At 66.5% G+C, this 23,913-nt stretch carries 18 protein-coding genes and 1 tRNA gene; 9 read left to right on the plus strand and 10 right to left on the minus strand.

Annotated elements, in window-relative coordinates; all coding sequences use genetic code 11:
- Positions 1-11: 11 nt before the first annotated feature.
- From CPCC7001_RS08510 to CPCC7001_RS08520, 3 genes are all read right to left on the minus strand, one after another.
- On the minus strand, positions 12-1,004 hold the full coding sequence (locus CPCC7001_RS08510; RefSeq protein WP_006909388.1) for a Gfo/Idh/MocA family protein: 993 nt from the start codon (positions 1,002-1,004) through the stop codon (positions 12-14).
- A gap of 24 nt (positions 1,005-1,028) precedes the next feature.
- The gene (locus tag CPCC7001_RS08515; RefSeq protein WP_083782674.1) at positions 1,029-2,360 is read right to left on the minus strand and encodes a hemolysin family protein; all 1,332 of its coding nucleotides are present in this window, start codon (positions 2,358-2,360) and stop codon (positions 1,029-1,031) included.
- 104 nt (positions 2,361-2,464) lie between these two features.
- The gene (locus CPCC7001_RS08520) at positions 2,465-3,826 is read right to left on the minus strand and encodes a glycosyltransferase (RefSeq protein WP_198006473.1); all 1,362 of its coding nucleotides are present in this window, start codon (positions 3,824-3,826) and stop codon (positions 2,465-2,467) included.
- 143 nt (positions 3,827-3,969) lie between these two features.
- On the opposite strand from CPCC7001_RS08520, the gene CPCC7001_RS16015 reads away from it, so the two are divergent.
- From CPCC7001_RS16015 to CPCC7001_RS15170, 3 genes are read left to right on the plus strand one after another with little or no spacing between them, the layout of a single operon-like run.
- Positions 3,970-4,683, plus strand: coding sequence for a YdcF family protein (locus CPCC7001_RS16015; RefSeq protein ID WP_071778293.1), 714 nt, complete (start codon positions 3,970-3,972; stop codon positions 4,681-4,683).
- Between the two features lie 15 nt (positions 4,684-4,698).
- Positions 4,699-9,006: an AMP-binding protein gene (locus CPCC7001_RS15165; protein ID WP_006911036.1), complete on the plus strand. Its 4,308-nt coding sequence runs from the start codon at positions 4,699-4,701 to the stop codon at positions 9,004-9,006.
- Positions 9,007-9,018: 12 nt separating this feature from the next.
- Positions 9,019-9,987: a hypothetical protein gene (locus CPCC7001_RS15170; RefSeq protein ID WP_006910833.1), complete on the plus strand. Its 969-nt coding sequence runs from the start codon at positions 9,019-9,021 to the stop codon at positions 9,985-9,987.
- A gap of 49 nt (positions 9,988-10,036) precedes the next feature.
- Here CPCC7001_RS15170 and CPCC7001_RS08535 read toward each other — a convergent pair.
- Positions 10,037-10,109: transfer RNA gene (locus tag CPCC7001_RS08535), tRNA-Ile, on the minus strand.
- Between the two features lie 72 nt (positions 10,110-10,181).
- Positions 10,182-10,685: a hypothetical protein gene (locus CPCC7001_RS08540; RefSeq protein WP_006911645.1), complete on the minus strand. Its 504-nt coding sequence runs from the start codon at positions 10,683-10,685 to the stop codon at positions 10,182-10,184.
- 212 nt (positions 10,686-10,897) lie between these two features.
- Between CPCC7001_RS08540 and pyrE the strand changes: the two genes are divergently transcribed.
- Positions 10,898-11,497 carry an orotate phosphoribosyltransferase gene (gene pyrE, locus CPCC7001_RS08545; protein ID WP_006910555.1) on the plus strand — a complete coding sequence of 200 codons (600 nt, stop codon included), beginning with the start codon at positions 10,898-10,900 and terminating at the stop codon, positions 11,495-11,497.
- A gap of 41 nt (positions 11,498-11,538) precedes the next feature.
- Positions 11,539-12,516, plus strand: coding sequence for a folate-binding protein YgfZ (locus tag CPCC7001_RS08550; RefSeq protein ID WP_006909200.1), 978 nt, complete (start codon positions 11,539-11,541; stop codon positions 12,514-12,516).
- Here the strand turns inward: CPCC7001_RS08550 and CPCC7001_RS08555 are convergent.
- Entirely contained in the window at positions 12,504-13,961 is a 1,458-nt protein-coding gene (locus CPCC7001_RS08555) for a TM0106 family RecB-like putative nuclease (protein WP_006910885.1), read from the minus strand. The genes CPCC7001_RS08550 and CPCC7001_RS08555 overlap by 13 nt on opposite strands.
- A 219-nt stretch (positions 13,962-14,180) precedes the next feature.
- Here CPCC7001_RS08555 and CPCC7001_RS08560 point away from each other — a divergent pair, with 219 nt between their 5' ends.
- The 4 genes from CPCC7001_RS08560 (at position 14,181) to rdgB (ending at position 18,862) form a co-directional block, all read left to right on the plus strand.
- Positions 14,181-14,369 (plus strand): hypothetical protein, encoded by a 189-nt coding sequence (locus tag CPCC7001_RS08560; protein WP_043369793.1) that lies wholly within the window; start codon positions 14,181-14,183, stop codon positions 14,367-14,369.
- A gap of 152 nt (positions 14,370-14,521) precedes the next feature.
- Complete coding sequence (locus tag CPCC7001_RS08565; protein WP_006911433.1) at positions 14,522-16,639, plus strand: DUF3376 domain-containing protein; 2,118 nt, start codon at positions 14,522-14,524, stop codon at positions 16,637-16,639.
- A gap of 59 nt (positions 16,640-16,698) precedes the next feature.
- Positions 16,699-18,168 (plus strand): phosphomannomutase, encoded by a 1,470-nt coding sequence (locus CPCC7001_RS08570; RefSeq protein ID WP_006911637.1) that lies wholly within the window; start codon positions 16,699-16,701, stop codon positions 18,166-18,168.
- Between the two features lie 34 nt (positions 18,169-18,202).
- On the plus strand, positions 18,203-18,862 hold the full coding sequence (rdgB, locus tag CPCC7001_RS08575) for an RdgB/HAM1 family non-canonical purine NTP pyrophosphatase (RefSeq protein WP_156796733.1): 660 nt from the start codon (positions 18,203-18,205) through the stop codon (positions 18,860-18,862).
- Here rdgB and CPCC7001_RS08580 read toward each other — a convergent pair.
- The 4 genes from CPCC7001_RS08580 to CPCC7001_RS15550 all read right to left on the minus strand — a co-directional run.
- Complete coding sequence (locus CPCC7001_RS08580; protein ID WP_006909880.1) at positions 18,859-20,406, minus strand: carotenoid oxygenase family protein; 1,548 nt, start codon at positions 20,404-20,406, stop codon at positions 18,859-18,861. The two genes, rdgB and CPCC7001_RS08580, sit on opposite strands and share 4 nt — an antisense overlap.
- A complete protein-coding gene (locus CPCC7001_RS08585; RefSeq protein WP_043368832.1) occupies positions 20,403-22,151 on the minus strand; it encodes an ABC transporter ATP-binding protein in 1,749 nt (582 codons plus the stop codon). The genes CPCC7001_RS08580 and CPCC7001_RS08585 overlap by 4 nt, the downstream gene beginning before the upstream one ends.
- Positions 22,148-23,314 (minus strand): lipid-A-disaccharide synthase, encoded by a 1,167-nt coding sequence (gene lpxB / locus CPCC7001_RS08590; RefSeq protein WP_050757096.1) that lies wholly within the window; start codon positions 23,312-23,314, stop codon positions 22,148-22,150. Before lpxB ends, CPCC7001_RS08585 begins: the two co-directional genes overlap by 4 nt.
- On the minus strand, positions 23,307-23,913 hold a 607-nt coding region (locus CPCC7001_RS15550), incomplete at its 5' end, for a tetraacyldisaccharide 4'-kinase (RefSeq protein WP_198006474.1). The genes CPCC7001_RS15550 and lpxB, both read right to left, overlap by 8 nt.

Raw genomic sequence — 23,913 nt, forward strand, 5'->3', positions numbered from 1 at the left:
ACGGCTCCGGATCAGAGCGGCTGCTCCAGGGTCATGCACAGGTTGGGCTGCTCCACGCACTGCTCGATCAGGTCGGCGAGCAGCAGGGCCCGCGAGGCCTGGAGTCCATCCACCGCCGGCACATCCCGGCCACGCACGCACTGGAGGAAGTGCTCCAGCTCCGCATAGAGCGGCTCGATCGAGGTGGTGCTCACCTCCTCGATCACCCCATCGGAGCGGTACACCAGCTCCCCGTGCTCGGCGCTCACGGTCTCATGGGCGCGGCGGTGAATGTGCAGGGTGCGGTTGAGGAAGTCGGTTTCCACCAGGGAGGCGCGGCAGTGGGCGCTGAGGCTGCGGATCTTGCGGTGGGCCATCTTGCTGGCGGTGAGGCTGGCCACCACCCCGTTGGCGAAGGCCAGGGTGGCGTTCACGTAGTCGATCGGCCCCTCTGCGGAGCGGCCCCCGGCGGCCGCCAGCCGCACCACCGGGGCGCCGGCCAGCTCCAGCACCAGATCGATGTCGTGGATCATCAGATCGAGCACCACGGACACGTCGTTGGCGCGATCGGGATGGGGACTGTGGCGGCGCGCCTCCAGCACCACCACCTCTTCCCCGGCCACCACCCGCATCAACTCGCGAAAGGCGGGATTGAACCGCTCGATGTGCCCCACCTGGAGCAGCACGCCGGCCGCCTCCGCCGCCTGGATCAGCTCACTGGCCTCCTCCTGACTGGCGGCGATCGGCTTCTCGATCAGCACGTGGCGGCCCGCCTCCAGACAGCGCAGCCCCACCGAATGGTGCAGCAGGGTGGGCACGGCGATGCAGACCGCATCCACCAGCGGCAGCAGCTCCTCGAAGGAGGCGAACCAGCGGCAGTCGAACTGTTCGGTGGCGAGCTGGCCACGGCGGGAGTCCGGGTCGGCCACGCCGACCAGGTGGGCATCCTTGATCAGGCTGAGCACCCGGGCGTGGTGCCAGCCCATGTTGCCGATGCCAATGACACCCACACGCACAGGGTTCATGGCAAGGGCGTGCAAACGCGCTGATTATCGGCGATCGCTGCTCTCCTCCGCCTTTTCGGCATCCTGGGCGGCTGGCGATGGCGGGGTTTCGGGCCGGCGCTCGATCTCCACCCTGGCGATGCGGGGGCCATCCATGGCCAGGATCCGGAATTGATAGCCCTTCCAGCGCACCCCTTCCCCGGCCGCCGGGATGTGCTGCAACCGCTCCAGCAGAAAGCCGGCCAGGGTGTGATGGCCGTCCGCCTCCGGCAGGGGGACGGGCAGATGGCGGTTCAGCTCGAAGATCTCGAGATCCCCCGCCACCGACCAGCAGCCTTCGGCCAGCTCGTGAAGCTCACCTTCTCCGTCCTGGGGCTCGTCGTCATCGCCCACGATCTCGCTGGTGAGGTCGGCCACCGTGACCAGCCCCTCGGTGCCGCCGTGCTCGTCCACCACCACCAGCAGGGGCTGGCCGCTGCGGATCAGGGGAAGCAGATCGGCCAGGGGGGTGCTCTCCTGCACCTGGGTCACCGGCAGCATGTAGGGCGCCAGGGGGGAATCGGCACTGAGCTGGCCCCGGGCGATCGGATCGGCGAGACGCCGCAGATCCAGCAGGCCCTTCACGTCATCCAGCGAGGTGCCGATCACGGGGAAGCGGGCATGGGCGGTGTCGTGCACGGCCCGCATCAACTCCGCGAAGGTGACGTCCAGGGGCAGGGTGACCATGCCGGAGCGCGGCACCATCACCTCCCGCACCAGGGTGTCCCGCAGGGAGAACACGCCCTCGAGGATGTTGCGCTCATCCGGCATCAGGCCGGTGACGCTGCCCGACTCGATCAGGGTTTCCAGCTCGCCGGCCGAGAGCATCGGCACGAGCTCGTCCCAGTTGCGCGGCAATCCCAGCAGACGCAGCAGGATGGCCGAGAGCCGCTCGATCAGGCCGATCACCGGGGCCAGGCTCCGGCTCACGGCGGCCAGCAGGGGGGAGAGCCGCAACGCCGAAGCCTCGGGGTTGTGCAGCACCCAGGCCTTCGGCGCCAGACCACCGAGCAGGGTGGCCAGCAGCACCAGCACCAGAAACACGATCCCGTCCAGCCAGGACGCAGGCAGTGAGGAGCCCGCCCAGGCCTCGGTGAGCCGGTCCGCCACCGAGCGGCCAGCCCAGCCCAGCGCCACCAGCGCCAGCACGGCGCCCAGCTGGGTGGCCACCAGCACCCGCCGCAGGCGGCGCTGCAGCAAGGACACGGCCCTGGCGCCGGGTTCGCCGCTCTCCAGCAGCTGACTCACGCGGCTGGGGCGGATCTTGATCACCGCCAGTTCGCCGGCGGAGAAGAAGGCCAGTAGCAGAACTAGCACGAGCAACGCCAGAAGCAGGATCACGCTTGAGGCCTCATGGGGAGCCCAGGGAAATCCAACCGGCGGCAAGAACGGAGGGAGCAGGCGCGTGAAGAGTTCAGATCCAGGCTGGTCTCCTGAAGAGGCTAGGACGGATGTGACACGGTCACCGGCCCGGAGCGGTCCATCTGCACACCCGCGGCGGCATAGGCCTGCCATCCCGCGGCCATCAGGGCGGCGTTGAGGTCACGACAAGGGAGGCGGAGCATCGGCGGAAACCCTCCGATTTCGAGGAGCGCATCGCGCCTCCAACTGCACAGGTCCGGAGGGGTGCCGAGCACGGCGCCCATGGAGTCACCAGAAGAAGGGGGCAGGGAACGGTCGCCAGAAAGCTGGTCAGCATGGTGATGGGCACCTGTCACCATGGCGAAGCCGCGGCGGTGCGCCTCCACCATCCGCCGGAAAGCTCCGGGCGAGTAATGCAGCCAGGGAGCCAGAAAGCACACGATTTCACCCTTCGCCTCCACCAGCCTGGTATTGATCGCCAGGCCATTCAAGGCAACGGACTCAAGCCCGACGCCCTCGGGACTGGCCTGCGGGGGCGTCGCTTCTGGAAGGACAGAGACAGCGTTGTCCACCAGGAGAAGTTCATGGTCAAGGCCATCGGCATCCCCCGGCTGCAGGATCTCCAGAGGATCCCCCTCGAAGCCGGGGCATGGCAGTTCTGCAGCATCCCCAGGTAAAAGAACCAGAAATGAGATCGACAACCCTCTGGCCGCATGGCCCGGGGCGCTGCCGGTCGATGACGCCGTGGCGACGACCTCCTCCCAGAGCATGGGTTCATGGGGTGAACGGGGTGTCCAACGGGGCAGAGCCGCAGGGGGATCGCGTAGAAGTGCGCGGTAGTCCGTCTGGAATTCGCACGCCGGGTCAGCCTGCCGGTACTTGTCATACCGGCTCCTGCGGCGTGCGGCGGTCAGACCGCCGAGATGCTGGATTCTGAGGGTGGTCCGTCGCCAACGCGACCGAGGGATCTGGGCTGGAATCGGGAACAGATGGAGCCGACGGCCTTCAAGAATCTGACCCGGGGCATGATGAAACAGCCGGTACACCCACAGGCACCGCTCCTCGTAATGCTCAAGGTCGTTGCGTAGCGGGAACACCCGAAAGCCGTAGGCGGAATCGGCCATGGCCTGTGCCGTGATGAACTGGCGCAAGGCCTGACCCTCAGCAGGATCGAGACGCTCATCCGCATCCAGCCACAGGAGCCAGCGGGGCTTGAGAGCGCTCGCCGCCTCAAGCAACCGTGCCCGGTTGGCGGCGTCATCCCAGCCGTGGTACGTCTCACGGCGGGGATTCGCCAGCAGGATCCTCACCAGGCTGCTGGAAGCCAACAGGCTCGCGGTGTTGTCTGTGCTGCCATCATCCAGGGCCACCACCGCATCGCAGAACAGGGCCACAGACTCCAGAAAGCCAGGGAGATCCTGAGCCGCGTTGCGGGCCGGCACCAGGCAAGTGAGCAGAGGGGAAGCGACATCAGGCTCAGCGAGCATGCAACCACGCAGAAACACGAGTACACTCTTGCCTACCGACGAGAGGGATGTGAACTCGTGTCGGATGAATTTGCTCGGGCCGCGTGACTCCTATACAAGTGCCACCAGCGTCCACCATCTCAGGCTCGACCCACTCGATCACTGCTCACGCAATAGCGCCTTCTGAATCACTGTTCCAGAAAGACTCAAGCCTCACTCAAGAGCTTACCCAGTACATATTTCTCGAAGAAAGACTCAGCACTTTCGACGTAGCCATATGCCTTGGCTGTACGAGCTATAGCAAGCCCATTCGAAAAGGAATCCAGCTTTATCACTCGGGCCACTGCAGCAAGCTGTTGCTCACAGGCGGGGAGAACGCAAGACTCAAAGGAAACGAGGCGATGCTCATGGCAGGGCTTGCTTTGGCGGCGGGCATCCCCAGCAGGGATCTGATCGTTGACCCCTGTGCATCGAACACCCTGGAGAACTGCACGAACGCCATCGATCTTTTGCATCGCCACCAACACAGTCTGCCCCCAGCATCGCGACGGAAGCCGAGGACAGCCCTTGTCGCCATTCACTTTCACAGCCGTCGCGCACTGGAGACATTTCGATGGGTCAGTGACGGTGAAGTGCTCCCTACCGTGATTCCCTATCCGAGCTCCTATTATACCTATCGCGACTGGTTTCAGTCGCAGCGGGGATGTCGAGACGTACTGGGCGAAATCGCACGCATGGAGACCTATCTTCCTCTCGGCTTTTCCCCTGAACTTGAATATCTAGTATCCAGGCTCCGCAGTTATTCCGTGCCAAGCACAAAAGCACAGGTGTGACCCGAATTGACTCCAATGGAACCCAGCCTTGAGGATAGAGCCAGGTCAGCAGGATCTTCTACTGCCGAGTATCTGCACTCTTCTCTCCAGGATGACTCCTCCTCGAAATTTCATCTGATCGACGAAAATGGATTCAACCGATCACTGACCTTCGGCAACCTCGGCCAGCGTGCTTTTGATGTGCTGGCGACTTTACAGAAAGCAGGTCTTGGGCCAGGCTCAGTTTTAGTGATCCGAAGCTATAGCAGGGAAGACTTTATTTCATGTCTATGGGCCTGTCTACTGGGAAACATCACTGCCCTACCCATTGAAGCAGGGATCGGGGAGGGACCCGCCCGTGAGGCACTGCATCGGAAATTGCTCGATGCACTCGTCGACAAAAAAGACTTGTATGTACTTGACTCAGTTGCCGCCAGAAGACTCACCGGGTGGAGACAACGTATCCATCCCAGCCATTGGATTCGACTGAACTCCAACGGGTGCGGCGCAGAGAATCAGCAGGCCAGAGTTCATGTTGCCCGTGCCTCCGATCCAAGGCTGCTCATCCTGACATCAGGAACGACAGGGCAGGCTTCTCTTGTAGAACTCTCCGACCGTGCCGTGTGTTCTCGGTGGTGGCCCTGTGGCCCTGCCATCAACAACACGACAAAGTTTCTGTCCTGGGCGCCGCTTGACCATGCCATGGGGCTTTCAGCCTGCAGTCCCAATGCGTCCTGCAAGGTGGTTCTCCACACCATCGGTTTCCTGAAAGACCCTCTGCAGTGGCTGGAGTTAGCCAGCAACTACCGAGTCACACACACCACGATGACGAGCTTCGGCATGAAGCTGATTCTGGATGCTCTTCGCCAGGCGCCGGTAGCTCGTCTCAACAGGATTAACCTCTCCATGATCGATAGCGTCGGCATTGGGGCGGAGCCACTCCAACCAGACGTGTTCAGAGACTTTGCAAGCGCTCTCACGGACTTTGGAGCCAACAGCGAGATTTATGTACAGAGTTACGGCCTCACAGAGTGTGGTCCAGTGATGAGTGGGCGTCTGAATGCGCATACCTTTGCAGTCAACAGCACGACTGGCTTCTGGTTTACGGACCTGAACCATGACCACGAAGTGAGAATGCAAACCAATAGCGACATTCAAGACGAAAAGAGACCCGATCTTGGAGAAATTCAAGTAAGGGGCCCCAGCATGGCCACTGGCTACCTCAACGCAGCCCAGGACAATGGACGGCTCCTCACGAGCGATGGATGGATACGCACAGGTGATGTCGGCAGAATCCAGGAAGGAAGGCTGCAACTGGCAGGGAGAATCAAGGAGACACTGATCCTCAATGCCGTCAAGTATCCCTGCCAGATGGTAGAGGATGTTGCGCTTAAGATTCCTGGCGTCGCTACAGCCATTGCTCTTCAGACATCAAGCCGGATCGACAATAGTTCTTCAAGTAGCTATGAGATCATCATTACAGAAGCCGATCATGCTGAGCCATCCGACTCCCTGGCCGCAAAGATCGTTGACCAAGTAGGCAAAGAGTTTGGGGTGCGACCCAGCAATGTGATCGTAATCCCTGAGGCTTACATCCCCAGATCAAGCCTTGGGAAAGTAAGTCGATATTCATTGGGACGGATGCTTGAATCCGAGGAATCGGGCATCAGCGATGTCATCAAAATCTACCCAGCTGCCTCACGAGTGGCCGGAACTCCGGAAGGCCTCACTCCAGCTGAGCTCAAGATCCATGAGCTTTGGAGCAAAGTACTTGGCCACCAGAACTTTGGGATTGATGATAACTTCTTTGCAGCTGGTGGAGACTCTCTGCAAGCCGCACAGCTCGCGCTTGAAATAGAGAAGTGGTTGAGACGGTCGGTTTCTATAGGTGAGGTCTTCCGTCATTCATCAGTGCGGAGCCAATCATCCTCTATTGCAACAAGAATCAGGCCAGACTATCCAGGTCAGCAAGCATCTCCTAGCGATTCAGTTGGCACAGAGATTTTAATTAGACGACAAACCGATATGATCAACGACTGGTCAGGGGTCCGGGATCAACCTGGAAGCCTGATTATCAGGGCAAGCCGGAGTGGTAGCAGGGGGAAATACCCGGGGGGGGCAATGAACTTGTTCTGGTGCTTCCAAGGAAATCAAGAGTTTCAGAGCTTGGCGGAAATGCTGCCAAAAAAGATCTGCCTTTTTGGGATGCGCTCTGGCCACTTGATCATGGAGGAAACGCAGCACAATATTCAGAGTCTTGCCACTATTTATGCTCGCGAGTTGAGGCGCCTTCAGCCTGACGGACGATTCATCCTTGGAGGCAACTGCCAAGGCGCCAGGATCATCCGCGCCGTCGCCTTAATCCTGGAGAGCCAAGGAAGACAGGTTGAAAGCCTAATCCTCATGGAAGACCGCAGGCTTGAACCCTACAGCAACGGCAGGACTACCATCATCTTTGGAGAGGACAGCGAATTCAACCCATTGCAATCGCAGCCTGAGTCAGAAGTTAGCTCGAGATTACGCCAGAGCTACCCTTTGGGATACGACTTCTACGAGATTTCAGGAAGCCATGGCAGGTTTTTCAATCCTGAGCATGTGCGCTCACTCGCGGATACAGTTCTGCAATCACTGGCCAACAACCTCAATGAGGAGAAATCTTCACTTTCTGTATCGAATGTTCCGTTCAGATCCTCCCGCGAGAGCCCTCCTCATTTGGCCTGCATTGTGATCAGCGTAGGAAGATCACCACTACTTGTTGATGCTGTACGCTCACTCGTGCGGCAAAACCCCAAGCCTGAAGTGGTGGTAGTCAGCACGGGGGGACTAACCCCAGCAGCTGACCTTGCAACAGCAGGTTTGGCTGTGCCGGTGATCCACCGCCGCTGGCGCCGTTTTGTGGGCTGCGCCAGAAACATTGGGATCAAGAAAACAACTGCTCCCTTCATTGCCTTTCTTGCAGATGATTGCATTGCAAGAAAGGGATGGGTTGCTGAACGCCTGCGTCTGCATCAGACTGGCGCGATAGCCGTTTCCTCTGCACTGGTTCCCAGTGACAGGAAGAATCTCTGGTCCTGGATCAGTCATCTACGCCTGTATAGCCGTCGCCTTCCAGGGATACCAGAACAGGAGGCTGTGCATTACGGAATCAGTTATGAGCGCAGTCTTTTTGATGAGTTTGGGTTGTTTCGTGAAGATCTACGCGTTGGCGAAGATAGTGAGTTTAACGCACGCTTCCAACACCTTCATCAAATCACCTGGACACCCTCAGTCAAAACAGCGCATCGCCATCCAACTGGCTTCCTCGGTCTTCTGATCGACCAGTTCAAGCGCGGACGTCGGCGCGAATCGACGCGGGCAGCACTGCCTTGGTTCCTCCCCTCCATGGAGCTTCATGAGAAAGGGGTATGGGCAGCTCTCTCTGCGGAGCGCCAGCACAGCCAAAGACTGCTGCATCTTGCACGCTGGGGACTTGGTCCTCAGGAACGCTGGGTTCTTCGCTACGCCCCAAGCGTGCTGCCGGTCTGCAGCTTCGCGTTCTGGCTGGGATCCACAAGCCAGAGATGGTTGGGAGGCGGACCTTCAGAAACGAGGGCACAACAACAGGATGACCGCAACCCAATCATTCATGTTCTGTTGAGATTCCGCAATGAAGCTCGATATCTACCCACCTATCTAGAACATCTGGAAGGAAAAGTCGATGGGATCATCGCCTTGGATGATGGATCCACAGATGGTTCAACGGCCATTGTCCGTTCTCACCCTTTGGTCAAGGAGCTCATCGTCCATCCCGACCGTTCTGATCACGTATGGGATGAAGCAGGAGACCGTCGCCTTCTCATCACCACTGCGCTCCAGGAGAATGCCGATTGGCTGTTGGTTCTTGATGCTGATGAACGGCTTGAGGACAATTTCAGAGATCGAGCTATCCCCATCCTCCTCCAAGCTTTTGAATCAGGACAATGGGGGCTGGGTCTCAGGGTTCTTGATTGCTGGAATGCATGGAACATGGTGAGAACAGATGGAATCTGGGGAAGGAAGTCTTCGCCTCGTCTCTTCCTTGCCCGCCACGACCACGAATTTGACAATAAGCCACTCCATGGAGCCTGGGCTCCCTTGAATAGTCGCAGCAACGGGATGTTCCCAGTGGTCGATGTGATCATCTACCACCTGAAGATGATTCGCGAATCCGATCGAATCAAACGGAGGCAACGGTACGAACAGCTCGATGCACGGAGTGAGTATCAATCCGTTGGCTACTCCTACCTTACTGATCTCCATGACATTGAGCTGACGAGCTTTGAGGCCAACAGGGGCTACTCCAAGGCGTACGCGCCATCATCCTGAAGCCCCAGGAACATGCCATCGGAGCCAGCTCCTACGATTGACCTGATTCGGTTCGACGGCTGTGAAGCCGAGCGTCAGCGCGTGCTGGGCTGGTTTACCGGGCAGCGGGATGAATTCACGACTTCGGGGTCGCGGTCTGTATTGTTGAAGATGAATGATCAGTACAGCCTGAAGATCAAAGGCTGCGGGCGTGCTCCTGAGTTCACCATCACGCCAGGGGTGTATCACGCCACTGGTCCAGCAGCTTTCCGATTTGACTATGAGGGCGGCAGGATGGACGATATCGCCATCGGTCATGACGCCGCCCTCTCGGGCGGCATGAGCTACCAGCAGGCTTCAGTGGAGTATGGAGCCTCCCGGCATCTTGCTTCCCTCGGCTTCAGCGTGGCTCCCTGTATCGGTTGGGGTGTGATCAACCATGGCCTTGCAGCAGATCCAAGTTTCTTTGCCGTGATCCGGTGGGAGCACGGATTGATCAGGCCGGAACGCTCCACGCCAGAGCCTTTGCGACTGTCACTCCTGCATTCCAGCGCGGAGACCGTCGTGGAGGTGCATCTGAAGCATCACGTTGCCAGTTACTTTTCCCTGGCCAAGCATCCCGATCAACACATCCATCTGCTGTATGACCTTCACCCAACACGGCTGATCTCTCCACTGACTGACTCACCAATCTCAGCCACGTTGACCATGCTTTACAATTTGCGCGTGCAATGGTGGGCTCTGAAGGGGTTTTGCCTCTTGGGCACAGAAGAGCAGCGCCAAAGGTTTGCCGACCACGTGTTTCGTGCCGTAGTACCCGATGCCACTGATGCAGAGTGCCGGCATCTTGAAACCAGTGTCATCATTCCCATGCTTTGTCGCTCTCCAATCCAAGGCTATCGGAATCACATGTTGCTGCTACAAGGCAACAGAATCAGTGCCACACTCTTGGAGAGATTCAGTCAAACTCTGCATCATCTCTCAAAGCACGAGGATAGATAGTCCAAGTGGGCTGGCCGTGCGGGGGTTGGCTGACCGTATTCGCTTAGAGTGGGGGTCGCGAGGATCGAACTCGCCTCCGGCGGATTATGAGCCCGCTGCATTCACCAGATTGCTAGACCCCCGGGATGCCGGGTGATCAGGCAGAGCCCTGTCAACCGGCCAGACACCAGCGTGTCATGGCCGGCGCAGGGAGATCACCACAGCCCGCGGACCGGTGGCGACCAGGTGGGACCAGGATCCTCCCAGGCCACCGGCGCGGGCTGCGGGTTGCCGAGATTGCCGGAGAAACCGCTGGACACATCCGCGGTGCGCAAGGGCATCGGATCGCTCTGCTGGTCGTTCAGGGCGCGGAACGTGTTCTCGATCGCCGTGCCATCCCAGACGATGGCCTGATCGGAGAAACCGAGCCCCATCACCCGGGTGCCGTCACCGCCGCCCATCGCAATGCCGAACAGTTCGGTGATCTGGTTGGTGAGGCTCACCCCACGGGCATAGGGGGCCGTCCAGCCGTAGTACCGGCGCTCCACCAGATCGGGGATGGTCTGCACGGCATTGCAGCGGGTGACCTCCACCGGCGCCGGTGGGGTTCCCCCGAGGGAGGAATCGGAGGGAGGGGCCTCGAGCGTGGTGGTGCAGACCACAGGACCGGCCTGGGCGGGCTGGTGGGCAGCCAGTCCGAGCAGGGTGAGCGGTGCCACCAGGAGCGGAAGGCGCCAAAGGAGCGATCGACCGGCAGCCCCGGCAGCCGGCTGCCGGCAAGCCTTGGGAAGCAGGCCCCGAGACAACGGCATGCGCAGGGGCCACTGCGCCAGTACTTGCGTCACAGCCAACGCCAACATCCTGAGTAGGCGCAAACTAGTCAAGATCGGCAGGTTCGGCCACCCTTGCCCGCCCCAGCGCGTCCACCTTCATGTCCGTCTCCATCCCCTCCGTCGTGCTGCCCACAGCCACGGCGGCCATGCGCCAGAACCTGCTGGTGCAGCTGGCGAGCCGGGCCTACCGGCACGGCCGCTTCACCCTGGCCTCGGGCCGCAGCAGCGACCACTACGTGAACTGCAAGCCTGTGAGCCTGAGCGGCGCCGGGCTGGCCCTGCTGGGGGCCCTGCTGCTGGAGCAGGTGGAGCCCGAGGCCGCGGCCGTGGCCGGCCTCACCCTGGGCGCCGATCCCCTGGTGAGCGCCGTGGCGATGCGGGCGGCCCTGGATGGCCGCGGGCTCGACGCCCTGATCGTGCGCAAGGAGGCGAAGGGGCATGGCACCGGCGCCTGGCTCGAGGGCCCGCTGCCCGGGAGCGGCGAGCGGATCACGGTGCTCGAGGACGTGGTGACCACCGGCGGATCGTCCCTGAAGGCCGTGGCCCAGCTGCGGGAGGCCGGCTATCGGGTGGAGCGGGTGGTGGCGATCGTGGACCGCCAGGAAGGGGGGCTGGAGGCGATGACCGCCGCCGGGCTTGAGTTGCGCAGCCTCTTCCTGCTGGAGGAGGTGGCGGCAACGGCCGCGGAGCTGCGCTAGGAGCCCCGAGCCCGACAGCCGCCCTGCGGACGATCCCAGTGATGCCGACCCCCTGGAACTGGCGGCCTTCGGAGCCGGCCCGGCTCGAGAGGCCCGTGACTCTCCTGAGGCTGGAGGGAACCGACAGCCGCCGCTTTCTGCACGGCCAGACCAGCGCCGCCATCGAGCTGGCGCCCCCGGGCGCCTGGATCCCCACCTGCTGCATCTCGCCGACCGGCCGGATGCGAGCGCTGGCTGAGGTTCTGGTGGACGGCGAGGGCGCCTGGCTGGTGGTGAGCGCCGGCGACGGCGAAGCCGTGCGCTCCGCCCTGGATCGGGTGCTGTTCCCCGCGGATCAGGTGGGCCTGGGGACGCTGGAACCGGCCCGGCTGATCACCGTGCTCCCGCCCGTGTCCCCCGACTCCGGGCCGATGGCCGCCCCGGCGGCCCCCCTCAGCTGGGGGGAGCTCGGCGGTGGGGTGGGCTGGCGCCTGGGGGCCAGCTGGCTGCTGCGCGACGGGGCACCCCTGCCGGCTGAGCTGGCCGCGCTGCCGGCCCTGGGCGATCACGACCAGGAACGCTGGCGGCTGCAGCAGGGTCTGCCCGCGGCGTCGGCGGAACTGAACGACGACACCAATCCCTTCGAGCTGGGACTGGCGGATCGGGTCTCCCTCTCCAAGGGCTGCTACGTGGGCCAGGAAACCCTGGCCAAGCTGGCCACCTACGACGGCGTTAAGCAGCAACTGCGCCGCTGGCACTGGTGCCAGCGGCCGGAGGGCAGCCCAGCGGCGGCAACGGTTCCTGAACCCGGCACGGTGCTGCTGCATCCCGACAACCCGGACGGCGGCCGGGCAGGGCGGGTGACCTCGGCCCTGCAGCTGGACGGGGGCGACTGGATCGGCCTGGCCCTGGTGCGCCGCCAGGCCCTGGAGGCACCCGCGCTGCTGCTGGGTCCAGAACCGGGGGCAGGCCTCGCCCGGTTGTCGGTCCCTGAGGCCTTCACTCCCCCTCCCGTGGGGTCCGGTTCTCAGGGCCGCTGATCCAGCAGCCAGCGCACCACGGCCCAGGTGGCCAGGTTGTCGTCGCGGTTGTAGGTGAAGATGCGCTGCAGCCGGCGGGTGCCGCCATCCCGGCGCCACTGCCGCCACCAGAGCAGGCAGCGGGCGCCATCCACCCCCGGCTGGCTCCAGCGGAATCCCACCCAGATGGCCACGGCCTTGAGCCCGTAACTGCTCACCGGCAACAGCCAGTGCCGGCGCACCCGGGCATGCACATCCACCAGGCGGGAGCGGAGGGCGGCCAGTTCGGCCTGGGAAGCCCCCTGCCGGCCGGCCAGGCGCACCAGGGCGACGGCCTCCGTTTCGCCGTAGTGGAGCAGCGGCCAGCCGGGGTAGCGGGCGAGCAGGCGCCGCAACCGCTGCCAGAGCCGCGCCTCGCCGTGGTCGTGGCGGGCCAGCAGCGGCTGGTAGCGCCAGGCGCCACCGGCCGGCGGCGCCGCCGGCCAGCTGCCGTCACCGCCCCTGGGCAGCACCACGAAGCCGTGCAGGAAGTCGTCCCGGGCATCCGGATCCGATTCGATGTCGTACAGGAGCACCCCCGGGGCCTGATCCAGCTCCGGCAGGGGAGCGTCCAGGCCGGCGGGATCGAGCCGCAGCGGCTGGCCGCTGGCCTGCACCCGGGCCTGGGCCACCAGCTGGGCCGCCACGTCGGCGTGCTGGTCACCGTGCACCGCCAGCGCCTCGGCCAGCTGTAGCGGATCGCTGGCTGCCAGCTCCGCCAGGGTGGTGATCCCCAGCTCCAGCAGCATTTCGCGACGCCGGCCACCGATGCCGCTCACTTCGCTGAGGTGACCCTGCGCCGCGGCCTCCTGATCGCACAGACCCCGCCAGCTGCACAGCACGCACTTCTTGCGATCGGCCACCAGAGGCGGAGGCTGGGGGCGCTGCAGGTCGGAGGCGAGGCGGGCCAGGCTGTCGTCGAGCTGGCGCTCCAGCGAGGGGGAGAGGCTCAGCCGTTCCTGCTGCAGCCCGCGGCCATCGCTGGCCACCACCAGGGCCTGGGGCACCGGCGCCTTCTGCAGCTGTGCCAGCAGGCGCCCCCACAGGGTGAGCACGAGCCGATGCTCGCGGGTGAGGTTGCGCCCCTGCTTTCCCAGCACCGGGCGATAGGCGTGGTCCCCCCACACACTGCGGCCGGGCACCCGCTGCAGAAGCGGTGGGTGGGCCTGCAGCTCCTGGCCAGCCGGCCCGGGGGAGCGGAGCCGCACCCCCACGACCCCGGGAGCGCCGGCGGCGCAGGCGGCCACGCCATGGCCGGGCCGCTCCGGCAGCAGCCGCTGGAAGCTGGCGAGCTGATCACTGAGCGCCAGGGCCCGGTGGGCGGTCCAGAGGCGGCGGTCGGGATCACCGTGACGGTCCAGCCAGGCGCGGCGCCGGCAGCGCAGCCAGCTGCGGAGCAGCCGGTCGGTGATCACCTCCTGGGGCATCGGCTCAGGCTAGGGAGCAGCTCCCCCGGGCGTTCCCCAGGCCCACAGGCCCCGCAGGAGCCCGGAGACCGCCAAGGTTCGGCAATCCACCCGGCAGGCCGTGTCTGTAGCAACCGCTACCGAAGCCTTATGATGTGAACACGTTGATCCTCCTGTCCCCAGGCGGATGCAGTTGGACCCATCTCAGGCAACGGGGAGGTGGGCGCTGTGGAGATCACCATGAACGTTCTCGAACTCGTCAGAAACAGGATCCTCAAGACCCAGCGTCTGCATGACGCCCAGTTCCTGATGGCCAAGGCCTACAGGGGCGTGCCCTACGTGGATGCCCACCACGACCATCCCGCGGACAAGGGTCAGAGCGATGAGCACAAGCAGCTCACCTACCGGGGCAACGCCTACGAGCGCTGATTCCCCACGCTGACCCCTGATCCCAGGGGCTGAGCGAGGCCCGCCGGCTCACCCCGGCGGGCCTTCTGTTGATGACACCCTGCTGCAGAAAGCCTGCTGCTGACAGCCGTGGCAGACCTGACCAGGCTGAAGGCAGCGCTCGGACGGCAGGAATGGGTGAATCCTCCCTTCCGGTGACCCTCAACTGCTCGGGCGGCATCGCGCTCGGGGCCTACATGGCCGGGGTGTTCACCGAGCTGGTGAAGGCCTCCCTGCGGCCCCGGCCCGGCAACGACAACCCGACACTGGCCCCGGCCCTGTGCATCGACACGATCACCGGCGCCTCCGCCGGCGCCATGACGGGCCTGATCGCCGCCCGCTGCCTGCTGCTGGATCCCGGTCGAGCCCTGGAGGAGCTGGCGGACGACGACCCGGGCGGCCCTGCACCCGGCATCCGGTCCGACGCCGAAGAGCCCCGCAACGGCTTCTACCGGGCCTGGGTGCAGCGGGCCGATATCCGCGCCCTCACCGACCACCGCTCGGAAGAGCAGGCCCTGCGGGAGCCGTCCCGGGTCGGCGGCGTGGCGCCGCGACCGCGGCTCGGGCTGCTCAGCGGCGCTGCCATCGCCGCGATCACCGACGACGTGGGCGGCACATGGCGTGAGGCCGACCTCCCCGGCATGGCGCGGGCCCTGCAGGCCCGCAGCCTGGCCGTGCTGATGACCACGACGAACCTGCAGGGCGTGCTGCGCAGCGAGGTGGCTGGACGATGCACGGTGAGCCATGCCGAAACGCGCCGGTTCCTGTTCCACCGCCACATGAAGGAGCTCGTTGCGGGAACGGAGAACGGCGTCAGCGGTGAGGGCCTGGCGCTGCTGAACCGCCGCTGGCGCAAGGCCAAGGAGTCGGCGCGGGCCTCGGGTGCCTTTCCCCTGGCCTTCCCGCCCCTCTCCAACAGCAGCGACCCGCACAGCTACAACCTGCAGCTCGACGCCACCAGCCTGGAGCTGTACCTGCGCGAGGCCGACGCCCAGACCGGCACCCCCGAAGGCAGCGACCCCGACCGGGTGTTGGTGCGGGTGAACGGGGAGGGGGAGCCCCAGAAGCACGGCTCGACGCTGCGGCTGCGCTTCGACTACACCGACGGCGGCGTGCTCGACGGACTGCCGGTGCTCAAGGGCATCGGCCTGCTGAACCAGCTGGCGCCGGATGGGGAGCCCATGGATGGGGACCCCCTCGATCAGGATCTTGAGGCGTTCGCCGGCGACTGGAACCACGTCCCCGCCCGGGAGCAGCGGCGGCGCTTCGTGTACGTGCAGCCGATCCCCGTGACGGATCTGAAGGGCAACCGATCGGTGCTGCAGCGCTTCTTCGGAGCGGTGGCTTCCGCCCTGGCCGGGCTCACCTATCCCAAGGCCGAACACGACCACCTGCGCCTGGAGCAGATCGAGGCGATCAACCGGCTGGTTCACGCCCGGGAGCGGCTGATCAAGGACCAGGGCCTGGCGGACACCGATCCGGAGGCCATCCGCCTGTGCCAGGTGCTGCCCTACCGGGAGGTGCGCCTCGATCCCATCGATCCGGTGCTCACCTTCCGCTCGCAGGCGTTTCGAACGCTGCTGCTGGCCGTGGCCGCCGAAGAGGCGGAGCTGGAGGCGCGGCTGGAGGCGGAGCTGGACCTCGCTCCCGATACCTCAGCGCAACAGCCTGATGCCGACCCCAGTCCGGTGAGCGCGGAGGTGGCCGCCCTGGCGCGTTTCGAGACGCTCATCGGCAAACGCACGCCGGGGCAACCCCTGCCGGAAGGCGCGGTATCGCCAGTCGATCTGCTGGCCAGCGACCTGCTGGCCGCCTTCGGCGGTTTCTTCCATGAGCGCTACCGCCGCCACGACTATCTGATCGGGCGGCTCTCGGGTCTGGCCTGGATTCTCGACGTCACGGGGCAGCCGGACGCGGTGCTGCCCGACCTGAGGGCCGTGGTGGGCCAGGCGCGCCGGGATTATCTGCCGCAGCGGGAGCGCACCCGCCTGCATCCGCTCGACTGGCTGCGACTGCTCCGGCTGCTCGCCGTGCGCCTGCCCTACGTGCTGCTCAGCGACCATCTGGCCCGCCGCAACGACCCTCCCCGGTCCCTGCCTGCCCCCGCCCGGACGCTTCTGCGGCAGGGGATCGCTCCGCTGCTGGGCATCCTGGGCCTGCTGCTGCTGCTGCCGGCTGCGCTGCTGGTGGGGCTGGTGGCCCTGGGCCTCGGGGGGTTGGCGGCCCTCACGGCCGTTGCCGGCCGCGACTGACTCCCCGAGGCTTCGGCGGGCCCGCATCGTTGAATGGGCGGGCACGCTCGACGCACTCGATGGCCTCAGCCCCACTGCCCCTGGAGGCGGCACCGATCGCCTTCGGCACGGATGGCTGGCGCGGCGTTCTGGGCGTGGACATCACGGTGGAACGGCTGCTGCCGGTGGCGGCCGCCGCCGCCGCGGAACTGGCCGCCGCCGCTCCGGAGGGCCTCAGCAGCCGCGAGGTGGTGATCGGCTACGACCGCCGCTTCCTCGCCCCCGAGCTGGCTGAGGCCATCTGCAGCGCCGTGCGCGGCGTGGAACTGGAACCCCTGCTGGCCAGCAGCCCCACACCCACGCCGGCCTCCAGCTGGGCGGTGGTGGAGCGGGGCGCCCTGGGGGCCCTGGTGATCACGGCCAGCCACAATCCGCCGGAATGGCTGGGCCTCAAGATCAAGGGGCCCTTCGGCGGCTCGGTGGAGGGCGACTTCACCCGGCGGGTGGAAACCCGCCTGGCGGCAGGCGGCATCACGGTGCCCCAGCCGGGCGAGCTCCAGCGCATCGACGTGCTCGGGGCCTACCTGGAGGGGCTGCGGACCAAGGTGGACACCGCCGCCCTGGCCGCCGGGCTGCAGCGGCTGGGCCTCACGGTGATCGTGGATCCGATGCACGGCTCCGCGGCCGGGGTGCTGCCGGCCCTGCTGGGCGAGCAGGCCGTGGCCAGCGGGGCGATCCGGGAGATCCGCTCCGGGCGCGACCCCCTCTTCGGCGGCAACCCACCGGAGCCGCTGGCGCCCTACCTGCAGGAGCTGATCACCGCCGTGCGCGCCAGCACCGCGGCCGGCCAACCGGCGATGGGGATCGTGTTCGACGGCGACGGTGACCGCATCGCCGCCGTGGATGAACGGGGCCGCTTCTGCAGCACCCAGCTGCTGATGCCGCTGTTCATCGATCACCTGGCCCGGGCCCGCCAGCTGCCTGGGGTGGTGATCAAGACCGTGAGCGGCTCCGACCTGATGCAGCGGGTGGCCGAGGATCTGGGCCGAACCGTGCTCGAGAAGCCCGTGGGCTTCAAGTACATCGCCGCCGAGATGCTGGCTGGGGAGGTGCTGGTGGGAGGCGAGGAGTCGGGCGGGGTGGGCTTCGGCATGCACCTGCCGGAGCGCGATGCCCCGTTCGCGGCCCTGCTGCTGATCGAGGCCCTGGTGGAGGGCGGCGTACCCCTGGGGCAGCGCATCGACGCCCTGCAGCAGCGTGGCGGCGGAGCTGCCGCCTACGACCGTCTTGATCTGCGCCTGCCCGACATGGCGGCCCGGGCCCGGCTGGAGGCCCTGCTCGCCTCCACCCCGCCGGCCGAGGTGGCCGGTCTGCCGGTGCAGGAGGTGATCCGCACCGATGGCGTGAAGCTGCGGCTCGGGCCCAGCCACTGGCTGATGCTGCGCTTCTCGGGCACCGAACCGCTGCTGCGGCTCTACTGCGAAGCGCCGGCCGAAGAGCGGGTGGCGGCGGTGCTCACCTGGGCCCGCCAGCTGGCCGAGCAGGTGTGAGGCCCGCCGGATGGTGAGGATGGAGCACAGCCCGATGGAGCCCTCCGCAGGCGGCTTCGGCAGCGGCGCGCTGGTGATCGCCAGCGGCAACCGCGGCAAGGTGCGCGAATTCGGCCAGCTGCTGGCGGGGCTGGATCTGGAGGTCCGGCCCCAGCCGCCCGGCCTGGAGGTGGAGGAAACGGGCAGCACCTTCGCGGAGAATGCCCGCCTCAAGGCGATCGCCGTGGCCCGGGCCACCGGCTGCTGGGCCCTGGCCGATGATTCCGGCCTCAGCGTGGACGCCCTCGGCGGAGCCCCGGGGGTGCATTCGGCCCGCTACGCCGACAGTGATGGGGCCCGCATCGCCCGCCTGCTCGCCGAACTGAAGGCCGCGGAGTCCGAGCCCGGTCGCCAGGCTCGCTTCACGGCTGCCCTGGCGGTGGCCGACCCCAGCGGCGCCGTGCGGCTGGAGGTGGAAGGTCACTGCCCGGGGCTGATCCTGGAGGCACCCCGCGGCGATGGGGGGTTCGGCTACGACCCGGTGTTCTACGTGCCGGAGGCGGGCCAGACCTTCGCCGAAATGGACAGCGCCACCAAGAGCCTCCTGGGACACCGGGGCCGCGCCTTCGCCGCCCTGGAGCCTGGACTCAGGGAGCTTCTGAACTCCCCGAAGAGCCGACCGAAGAGCCGACCGGAGAGCCGCCCAGAGCGTTAAGCGCAGGGGGTGCGGGCGGCCACCCAGCTGCCGTGCAGTCCGTGGGGAATGGCCAGGGGGAGCTCCAGCACCGCCTGTTCCGAGAGATCGGCCGCGTTGAGGATCACCAGATCGCTGGCGCAGCGCGCTCCGTTCCACACCACGGCGAGGAGCCAGCCGTCGTCCTCTCCGGCCGCCCCAGGACGGGGCACCATCACCGGCTCGCTCACATAGCCCCGCGGAGCCGCGCTCCAGAACCTGCGCTCGCCGCTGGCCAGATCGAGCTTCTCGAAGGCCTGCAGGGGGGCATTGCCGCGCTCCTGCTCCGTGACGGCCATCCAGGCGAAGCGGGCGTCCAGCCCCTGCCGCTGGGGGTTCACCATGGCGAACTCGCAGCAGCGCTGCTCCAGCCAGTCGCAGCGCACGGCCCCGGCGGGATCGGTGCCGGCCTTCTCCAGATCGATGCGGCAGCGCTGCAGTTGCCCCTCGGGAACGGTCTCGAAGTCCACGTCGCGGAAATCCTGCCCGGGGCCGATGGAGGGGAAGTCGGCGTAGAAGATCGAATCGATCACCAGCTCGCCGCTGGCGGCGTCCTCGAAGGCGTTGAGGTGATGGAACACGAACCCCTCCGGTGCCGGCACCTCCAGGGGCTGGGGGTAGCGCTGGGCCGCGGAACTGCCGGGACGGGGCACCAGCCAGAAGCGGCCGCGCTCGCCCGGCTTGGAGGCCAGGCACTGGGCCGCACCCTTCTGACCGAGCAGGTAGGGGAGGGGGTTGAACGCCATGGCGTTCTGGAGAAACACCGCCCAGTTCGGGGTGATGGCGAAGTCGTGCAGGAAGGCGAAACCCGCCATCGTGTCGCGACGTTCAGCCAGCAGCTGGCCCGCCCGCACGCCGCTGGCGGCGTCATCGGCGGCGGCGAACTCCATCAGCCGGATCGTGCTGCGCGGGCCGGTCTTGACGCCGAAGGTCACCATCCGCGGGGCGCTGTGGTGGCCGGGGTCGAAGCGCGGGTGGGCACTGAAGGCCTCCCCGGGCTTGAGCACCCCATCGAGGAGGGTGATGCCCCGGGTCTCGAGGCTGCGGGGATCGAGGGCGTGGGGCTCGGCCGCCTCCCAGAGGGCCAGCAACGTGTCGCCGAGCTGCACAACGTGGGTGTTGGCGATGTTCTTGAGCCGCAGATCGAAGGCGTTGGCCAGCGGACCACCCGGCTTCTGGGTGCCGAACACACCGCGGTAGAGGAAGCGGTCGGCGGCCTCCTCCGCCTGCCAGCCCTGGGTGCGCACGAAGCGGTTGCTGAGCCGCGCCTCACCCCCCTCGAACTGCAGGGCGGTGATCATGCCGTCGCCATCGAACGGATGGTGCACCCACTGCCCCCCCCGCTCGAGCCGGCCCGGACCATTGCGGTAGAGCGTGCCCGCCAGCTCCGGGGGGATGGCACCACGAGCCGGAACCACGGCCTGATCGGTCAGCTCCGTGCCGACGTTGCGGAAGGCACTGGCCCAGTCCGAGCGCTCCCAGGTGGCGGGTCGGTCGGCCGCCGATCGGCTGGGGGCGAGGGTCATAGGGGCGTCACCGCTTCGGTGTTTGAGAATTGTGTCGAAAATAAGACGGCGTAGTGGCCACCGCGAGCCAGCAGCTGCCGGTGGGTGCCGGATTCCACCAACCGGCCGGCCTCGATCACGCAGATCCGGTCCGCATTCACCACGGTGGAGAGGCGGTGGGCCACCACCAGGGTGGTGCGGTTGCTCATCAGCCGGTCCAGGGCCTCCTGCACCACCTGCTCGGACGCCGAATCCAGGGCCGAGGTGGCCTCGTCGAGCAGCAGGATCGGCGCGTTCTTGATCAGGGCGCGGGCAATGGCGATCCGCTGCCGCTGGCCGCCGGAGAGCAGGGTGCCGTTCTCGCCGATCAGGGTGTCGTAACCCTGGGGCAGCTGGGTGATGAAGCCATGGGCATTGGCCGCCCGGGCCGCGGCCTCGATCGCCTGGCGCGACGCCGCCGCATGGCCGTAGGCGATGTTGTTGGCCACGGTGTCGTTGAACAGGAAGGTGGTCTGATCCACCACGGAGATCAGCCCCCGCAGCGAGGCCAGGGAGAGGTCGCGGATGTCGGTGTCGTCGATGCAGATGCGGCCGGCGCCGGGGTCGTAGAAGCGGCAGAACAGGTCGATGATCGTGCTCTTGCCGCCACCGCTCGGGCCCACCAGGGCCACGGTGCTGCCCACCGGGATGGTGAGGCTGAGGTCGTGGATCACGGGCTCGGCCCCGTAGCCGAAGCTCACGGCCTCGGCCCGCAGCTCCCGCTCCAGCCCGCTGGCCACCACAGGAGCCGGAGCCTCCACCGGATCGGCCGGGGTGTCGAGGATGGTGAACAGATCGCGGGCCGCGGACACGCCCTGCTGGAGAGTGGCGTTGGCCTTCGCCAGGCCCTTGAAGGGGGCGTAACAGAGGTACAGCGAGGTGAGGAAGGCGAAGAAGCTGCCGGTGGTGCGGGTGCCCGCGATCACCGCCTCGCCGCCGTACACCAGCACGGCGCTGAAGCCCACCGCCCCCAGCAGTTCCATCAGCGGCTGGTTGGCCAGCTTGGCGCGGGTGGTGCGCAGGGCGGCGCGGAGCACGGCGGCGTTCTCCTCGCGGAAGCGGCGCAGCTCATAGGCCTCCATGCCGAAGATCTTCACCACGCGGGAGCCCACCAGCGCCTCCTGCAGGTAGCTGGCCAGCCGCGCCAGGCTGGATTGCCCCTGACTGGAGTGGCGCCGCACCTTCTTCGAGGACTTCAGCACCGGCAGGATCGCCACCGGGAAGAGGATGAAGGCGATCAGGGCCAGCAGCCAGTCCTGGTAGAAGGCCACCACCACCAGGGCCAGCAGGGTGAGGGAGTCCTTGAAGATGGCTGAAAAGCCATCCACGATGCCCGTCTTCACCAGGGTCACATCACTGAGCACCCGCGAGATCAGCGTGGTGGAGGGGTGGCGGTCGATGTAGGCCTGGGGCAGGTCCATCACCTTGGCCGCCAGGTCGGAGCGCAGATCGGCGGTGATCGACTGGCTCACCGTCTCGGTGAGGTAGGCCCCCAGGTACTGGCACACCGCCCGCAGCACGATCACCCCCAGGATCACGGCGGGAGCGGCGTAGAGCCGGCCCCGGTCGCTGCCCGGCAGGATGTCGTCGAAGAGGTAGCGGATCACCAGGGGCACGAAGCCGGTGGAGGCGCCGTAGCCGAGGTTGAACAGCAACGCCAGCAGAAAGGTGGGCCACAGGTAGCGCTGGCCATAGGCCAGAAAGCGCCCGTACACGCGCAGCCTCATCGCAACAGGTCCACAAGCTCATCGGCCGCCCGCAGCGAAGCGCCGGGCGGCCCCATCCTGCTCCGCAGCTCCTCCACCCCCTGCTGCCAGCGGGCGGGATCGGCCAGCAGCTCCCGGAGCGCCCGCACCAGATTGGTGGGGGTGACCGCCCGCTGCAGCAGCTCGGGGAACAGCACCCGCCCCAGGATCACGTTGGGGAGTCCGAGCACCCGATGGCGGGTGACGATCCTGGCCAGCAGGTAGGTGAGCCAGGAGAAGCGGTAGGCGATCACGTGGGGACAGCCCAGCAGGGCGGCCTGGAGGGTTGCCGTGCCAGAGCACACCAGGGCGGCATCGGCGGCATGCAGCAGGTTGCAGGTGTCTCCATCCAGGCAGGGCACCGGCAGAGGGCCGGCCACCTCCTCCAGGAAGGCGCGATCCACCGTGGGCGCCCGCAGCAGGGCCACCTGCCAGCCGTCCTGTGCGAAGGCGGCCGCCGCCTTCAGCAGATCCGGCAGCAGCATCCTGATTTCTGCCCGCCGGCTGCCCGGCAGGAGCAGCAGCAGGCGCTGATCGGCCGCCAGCCCATGGCGGCGCAGCGTGTCCTCCCGGCCCTGAGTGACCTGGAGCTGATCCATCAGCGGATGGCCCACGTAGCGCGCGAAGGCACGGCCGTGGGAGTTGAACAGGGCTTCCTCGAACGGAAAGATCACCGCCAGCCGGTCGATGATGCGGCCCATGCGCCGTGCCCGGCCCTTCCCCCAGGCCCACACCTGGGGTGCGATATAGAAGAACACGGGAATGCCCCGCCGGTGGGCCTGACCGGCCACCAGGAGATTGAAGCCGGGGTAGTCGATCAGCACCACGGCATCGGGGCGGTGCTGATCCATCTGCCGCTTGAGCTGCTCCATCACCCGGTGGTGGCGCCCCACGCTGCCCATGATCTCCACCAGACCCGCGGCGGAGAGGCTGCGCACATCCGCCAGCTGGTCGAGGCCGGCGGCCCGCATCCTCTCACCCCCCACGCCGCGCACCTGGGCATCGGGGAGTCGTCGCCGCAGGGCGGAGAGCAGGGCGCCGCCGTGGAGATCGCCGGAGGCTTCCCCGGCCACCATCAGCAGCCGCGGCGGTGCCGGCGTCCCGGCCAGCCCGTGGGCGGGTCCCTCAGCGGGCCCTTCAACCATGGGGCGGGATGGAGGGCCGCAGGCTCAGGGCGGCCAGCACCGCGTCGGCCAGGGCCGCCACCGCCACCGGATCGAGCACGAGCGGCACGGCCGCCACCACGGAGCGGTAGCCGGAAGGCAGACGCTGCCAGTCCTTCACGGTGGTCACGAGGGTCGCGCCCCCCCTGGCCTGGGCCAACGCCACGAGTCGCTCCAGATCGGCCTGAGCATAGGGGTGGTGGTCCGGGAAGGACTCGGTGCCCACCACCTGCAGGCCCGCCTGCCGCAGCGCGGTGAAGAACTTGCGGGGCAGGCCGATGCCGCAGAAGGCCAGCAGCGGCCGCTCCCGCAGGCTCGGGGCGGGATGGAGCGTGGCCGGCACCCGCAGCCAGGGCTTGACGCTGGGCCAGCCCAGGCTGGCGGGATCCACGCGGCCGCTGCGCTCCGGCAGCCCGCCTTCCACCTCCGGCCCCCCAGCCGGCAGGCTGCCGGTGCCGGTGAGCACCAGCAGATCGGCACGGCCCAGCAGAGGCGCCGGTTCCCGCAGGGGTCCGGCCGGAAACAGCAGGCCGTTGCCGAGCCCATGGCGCTCATCCAGCACCGTCACGTCGCAGTCGCGG

This window comes from Cyanobium sp. PCC 7001 (genome assembly GCF_000155635.1).
Lineage (GTDB): Bacteria > Cyanobacteriota > Cyanobacteriia > PCC-6307 > Cyanobiaceae > NIES-981.

Excerpts from the sequence above, each read along its gene's own strand:
- CPCC7001_RS08510 (WP_006909388.1), bottom strand. The coding sequence starts at position 1,004 with ATGAACCCTGTGCGTGTGGGTGTCATTGGCATCGGCAACATGGGCTGG.
- CPCC7001_RS15165 (WP_006911036.1), top strand. The coding sequence starts at position 4,699 with ATGGAACCCAGCCTTGAGGATAGAGCCAGGTCAGCAGGATCTTCTACT.
- CPCC7001_RS15170 (WP_006910833.1), top strand. The coding sequence starts at position 9,019 with ATGCCATCGGAGCCAGCTCCTACGATTGACCTGATTCGGTTCGACGGC.
- pyrE (WP_006910555.1), top strand. The coding sequence starts at position 10,898 with ATGTCCGTCTCCATCCCCTCCGTCGTGCTGCCCACAGCCACGGCGGCC.
- CPCC7001_RS08550 (WP_006909200.1), top strand. The coding sequence starts at position 11,539 with ATGCCGACCCCCTGGAACTGGCGGCCTTCGGAGCCGGCCCGGCTCGAG.
- CPCC7001_RS08555 (WP_006910885.1), bottom strand. The coding sequence starts at position 13,961 with ATGCCCCAGGAGGTGATCACCGACCGGCTGCTCCGCAGCTGGCTGCGC.
- CPCC7001_RS08560 (WP_043369793.1), top strand. The coding sequence starts at position 14,181 with ATGAACGTTCTCGAACTCGTCAGAAACAGGATCCTCAAGACCCAGCGT.
- CPCC7001_RS08565 (WP_006911433.1), top strand. The coding sequence starts at position 14,522 with ATGGGTGAATCCTCCCTTCCGGTGACCCTCAACTGCTCGGGCGGCATC.
- CPCC7001_RS08570 (WP_006911637.1), top strand. The coding sequence starts at position 16,699 with ATGGCCTCAGCCCCACTGCCCCTGGAGGCGGCACCGATCGCCTTCGGC.
- rdgB (WP_156796733.1), top strand. The coding sequence starts at position 18,203 with ATGGAGCCCTCCGCAGGCGGCTTCGGCAGCGGCGCGCTGGTGATCGCC.
- CPCC7001_RS08580 (WP_006909880.1), bottom strand. The coding sequence starts at position 20,406 with ATGACCCTCGCCCCCAGCCGATCGGCGGCCGACCGACCCGCCACCTGG.
- CPCC7001_RS08585 (WP_043368832.1), bottom strand. The coding sequence starts at position 22,151 with ATGAGGCTGCGCGTGTACGGGCGCTTTCTGGCCTATGGCCAGCGCTAC.
- lpxB (WP_050757096.1), bottom strand. The coding sequence starts at position 23,314 with ATGGTTGAAGGGCCCGCTGAGGGACCCGCCCACGGGCTGGCCGGGACG.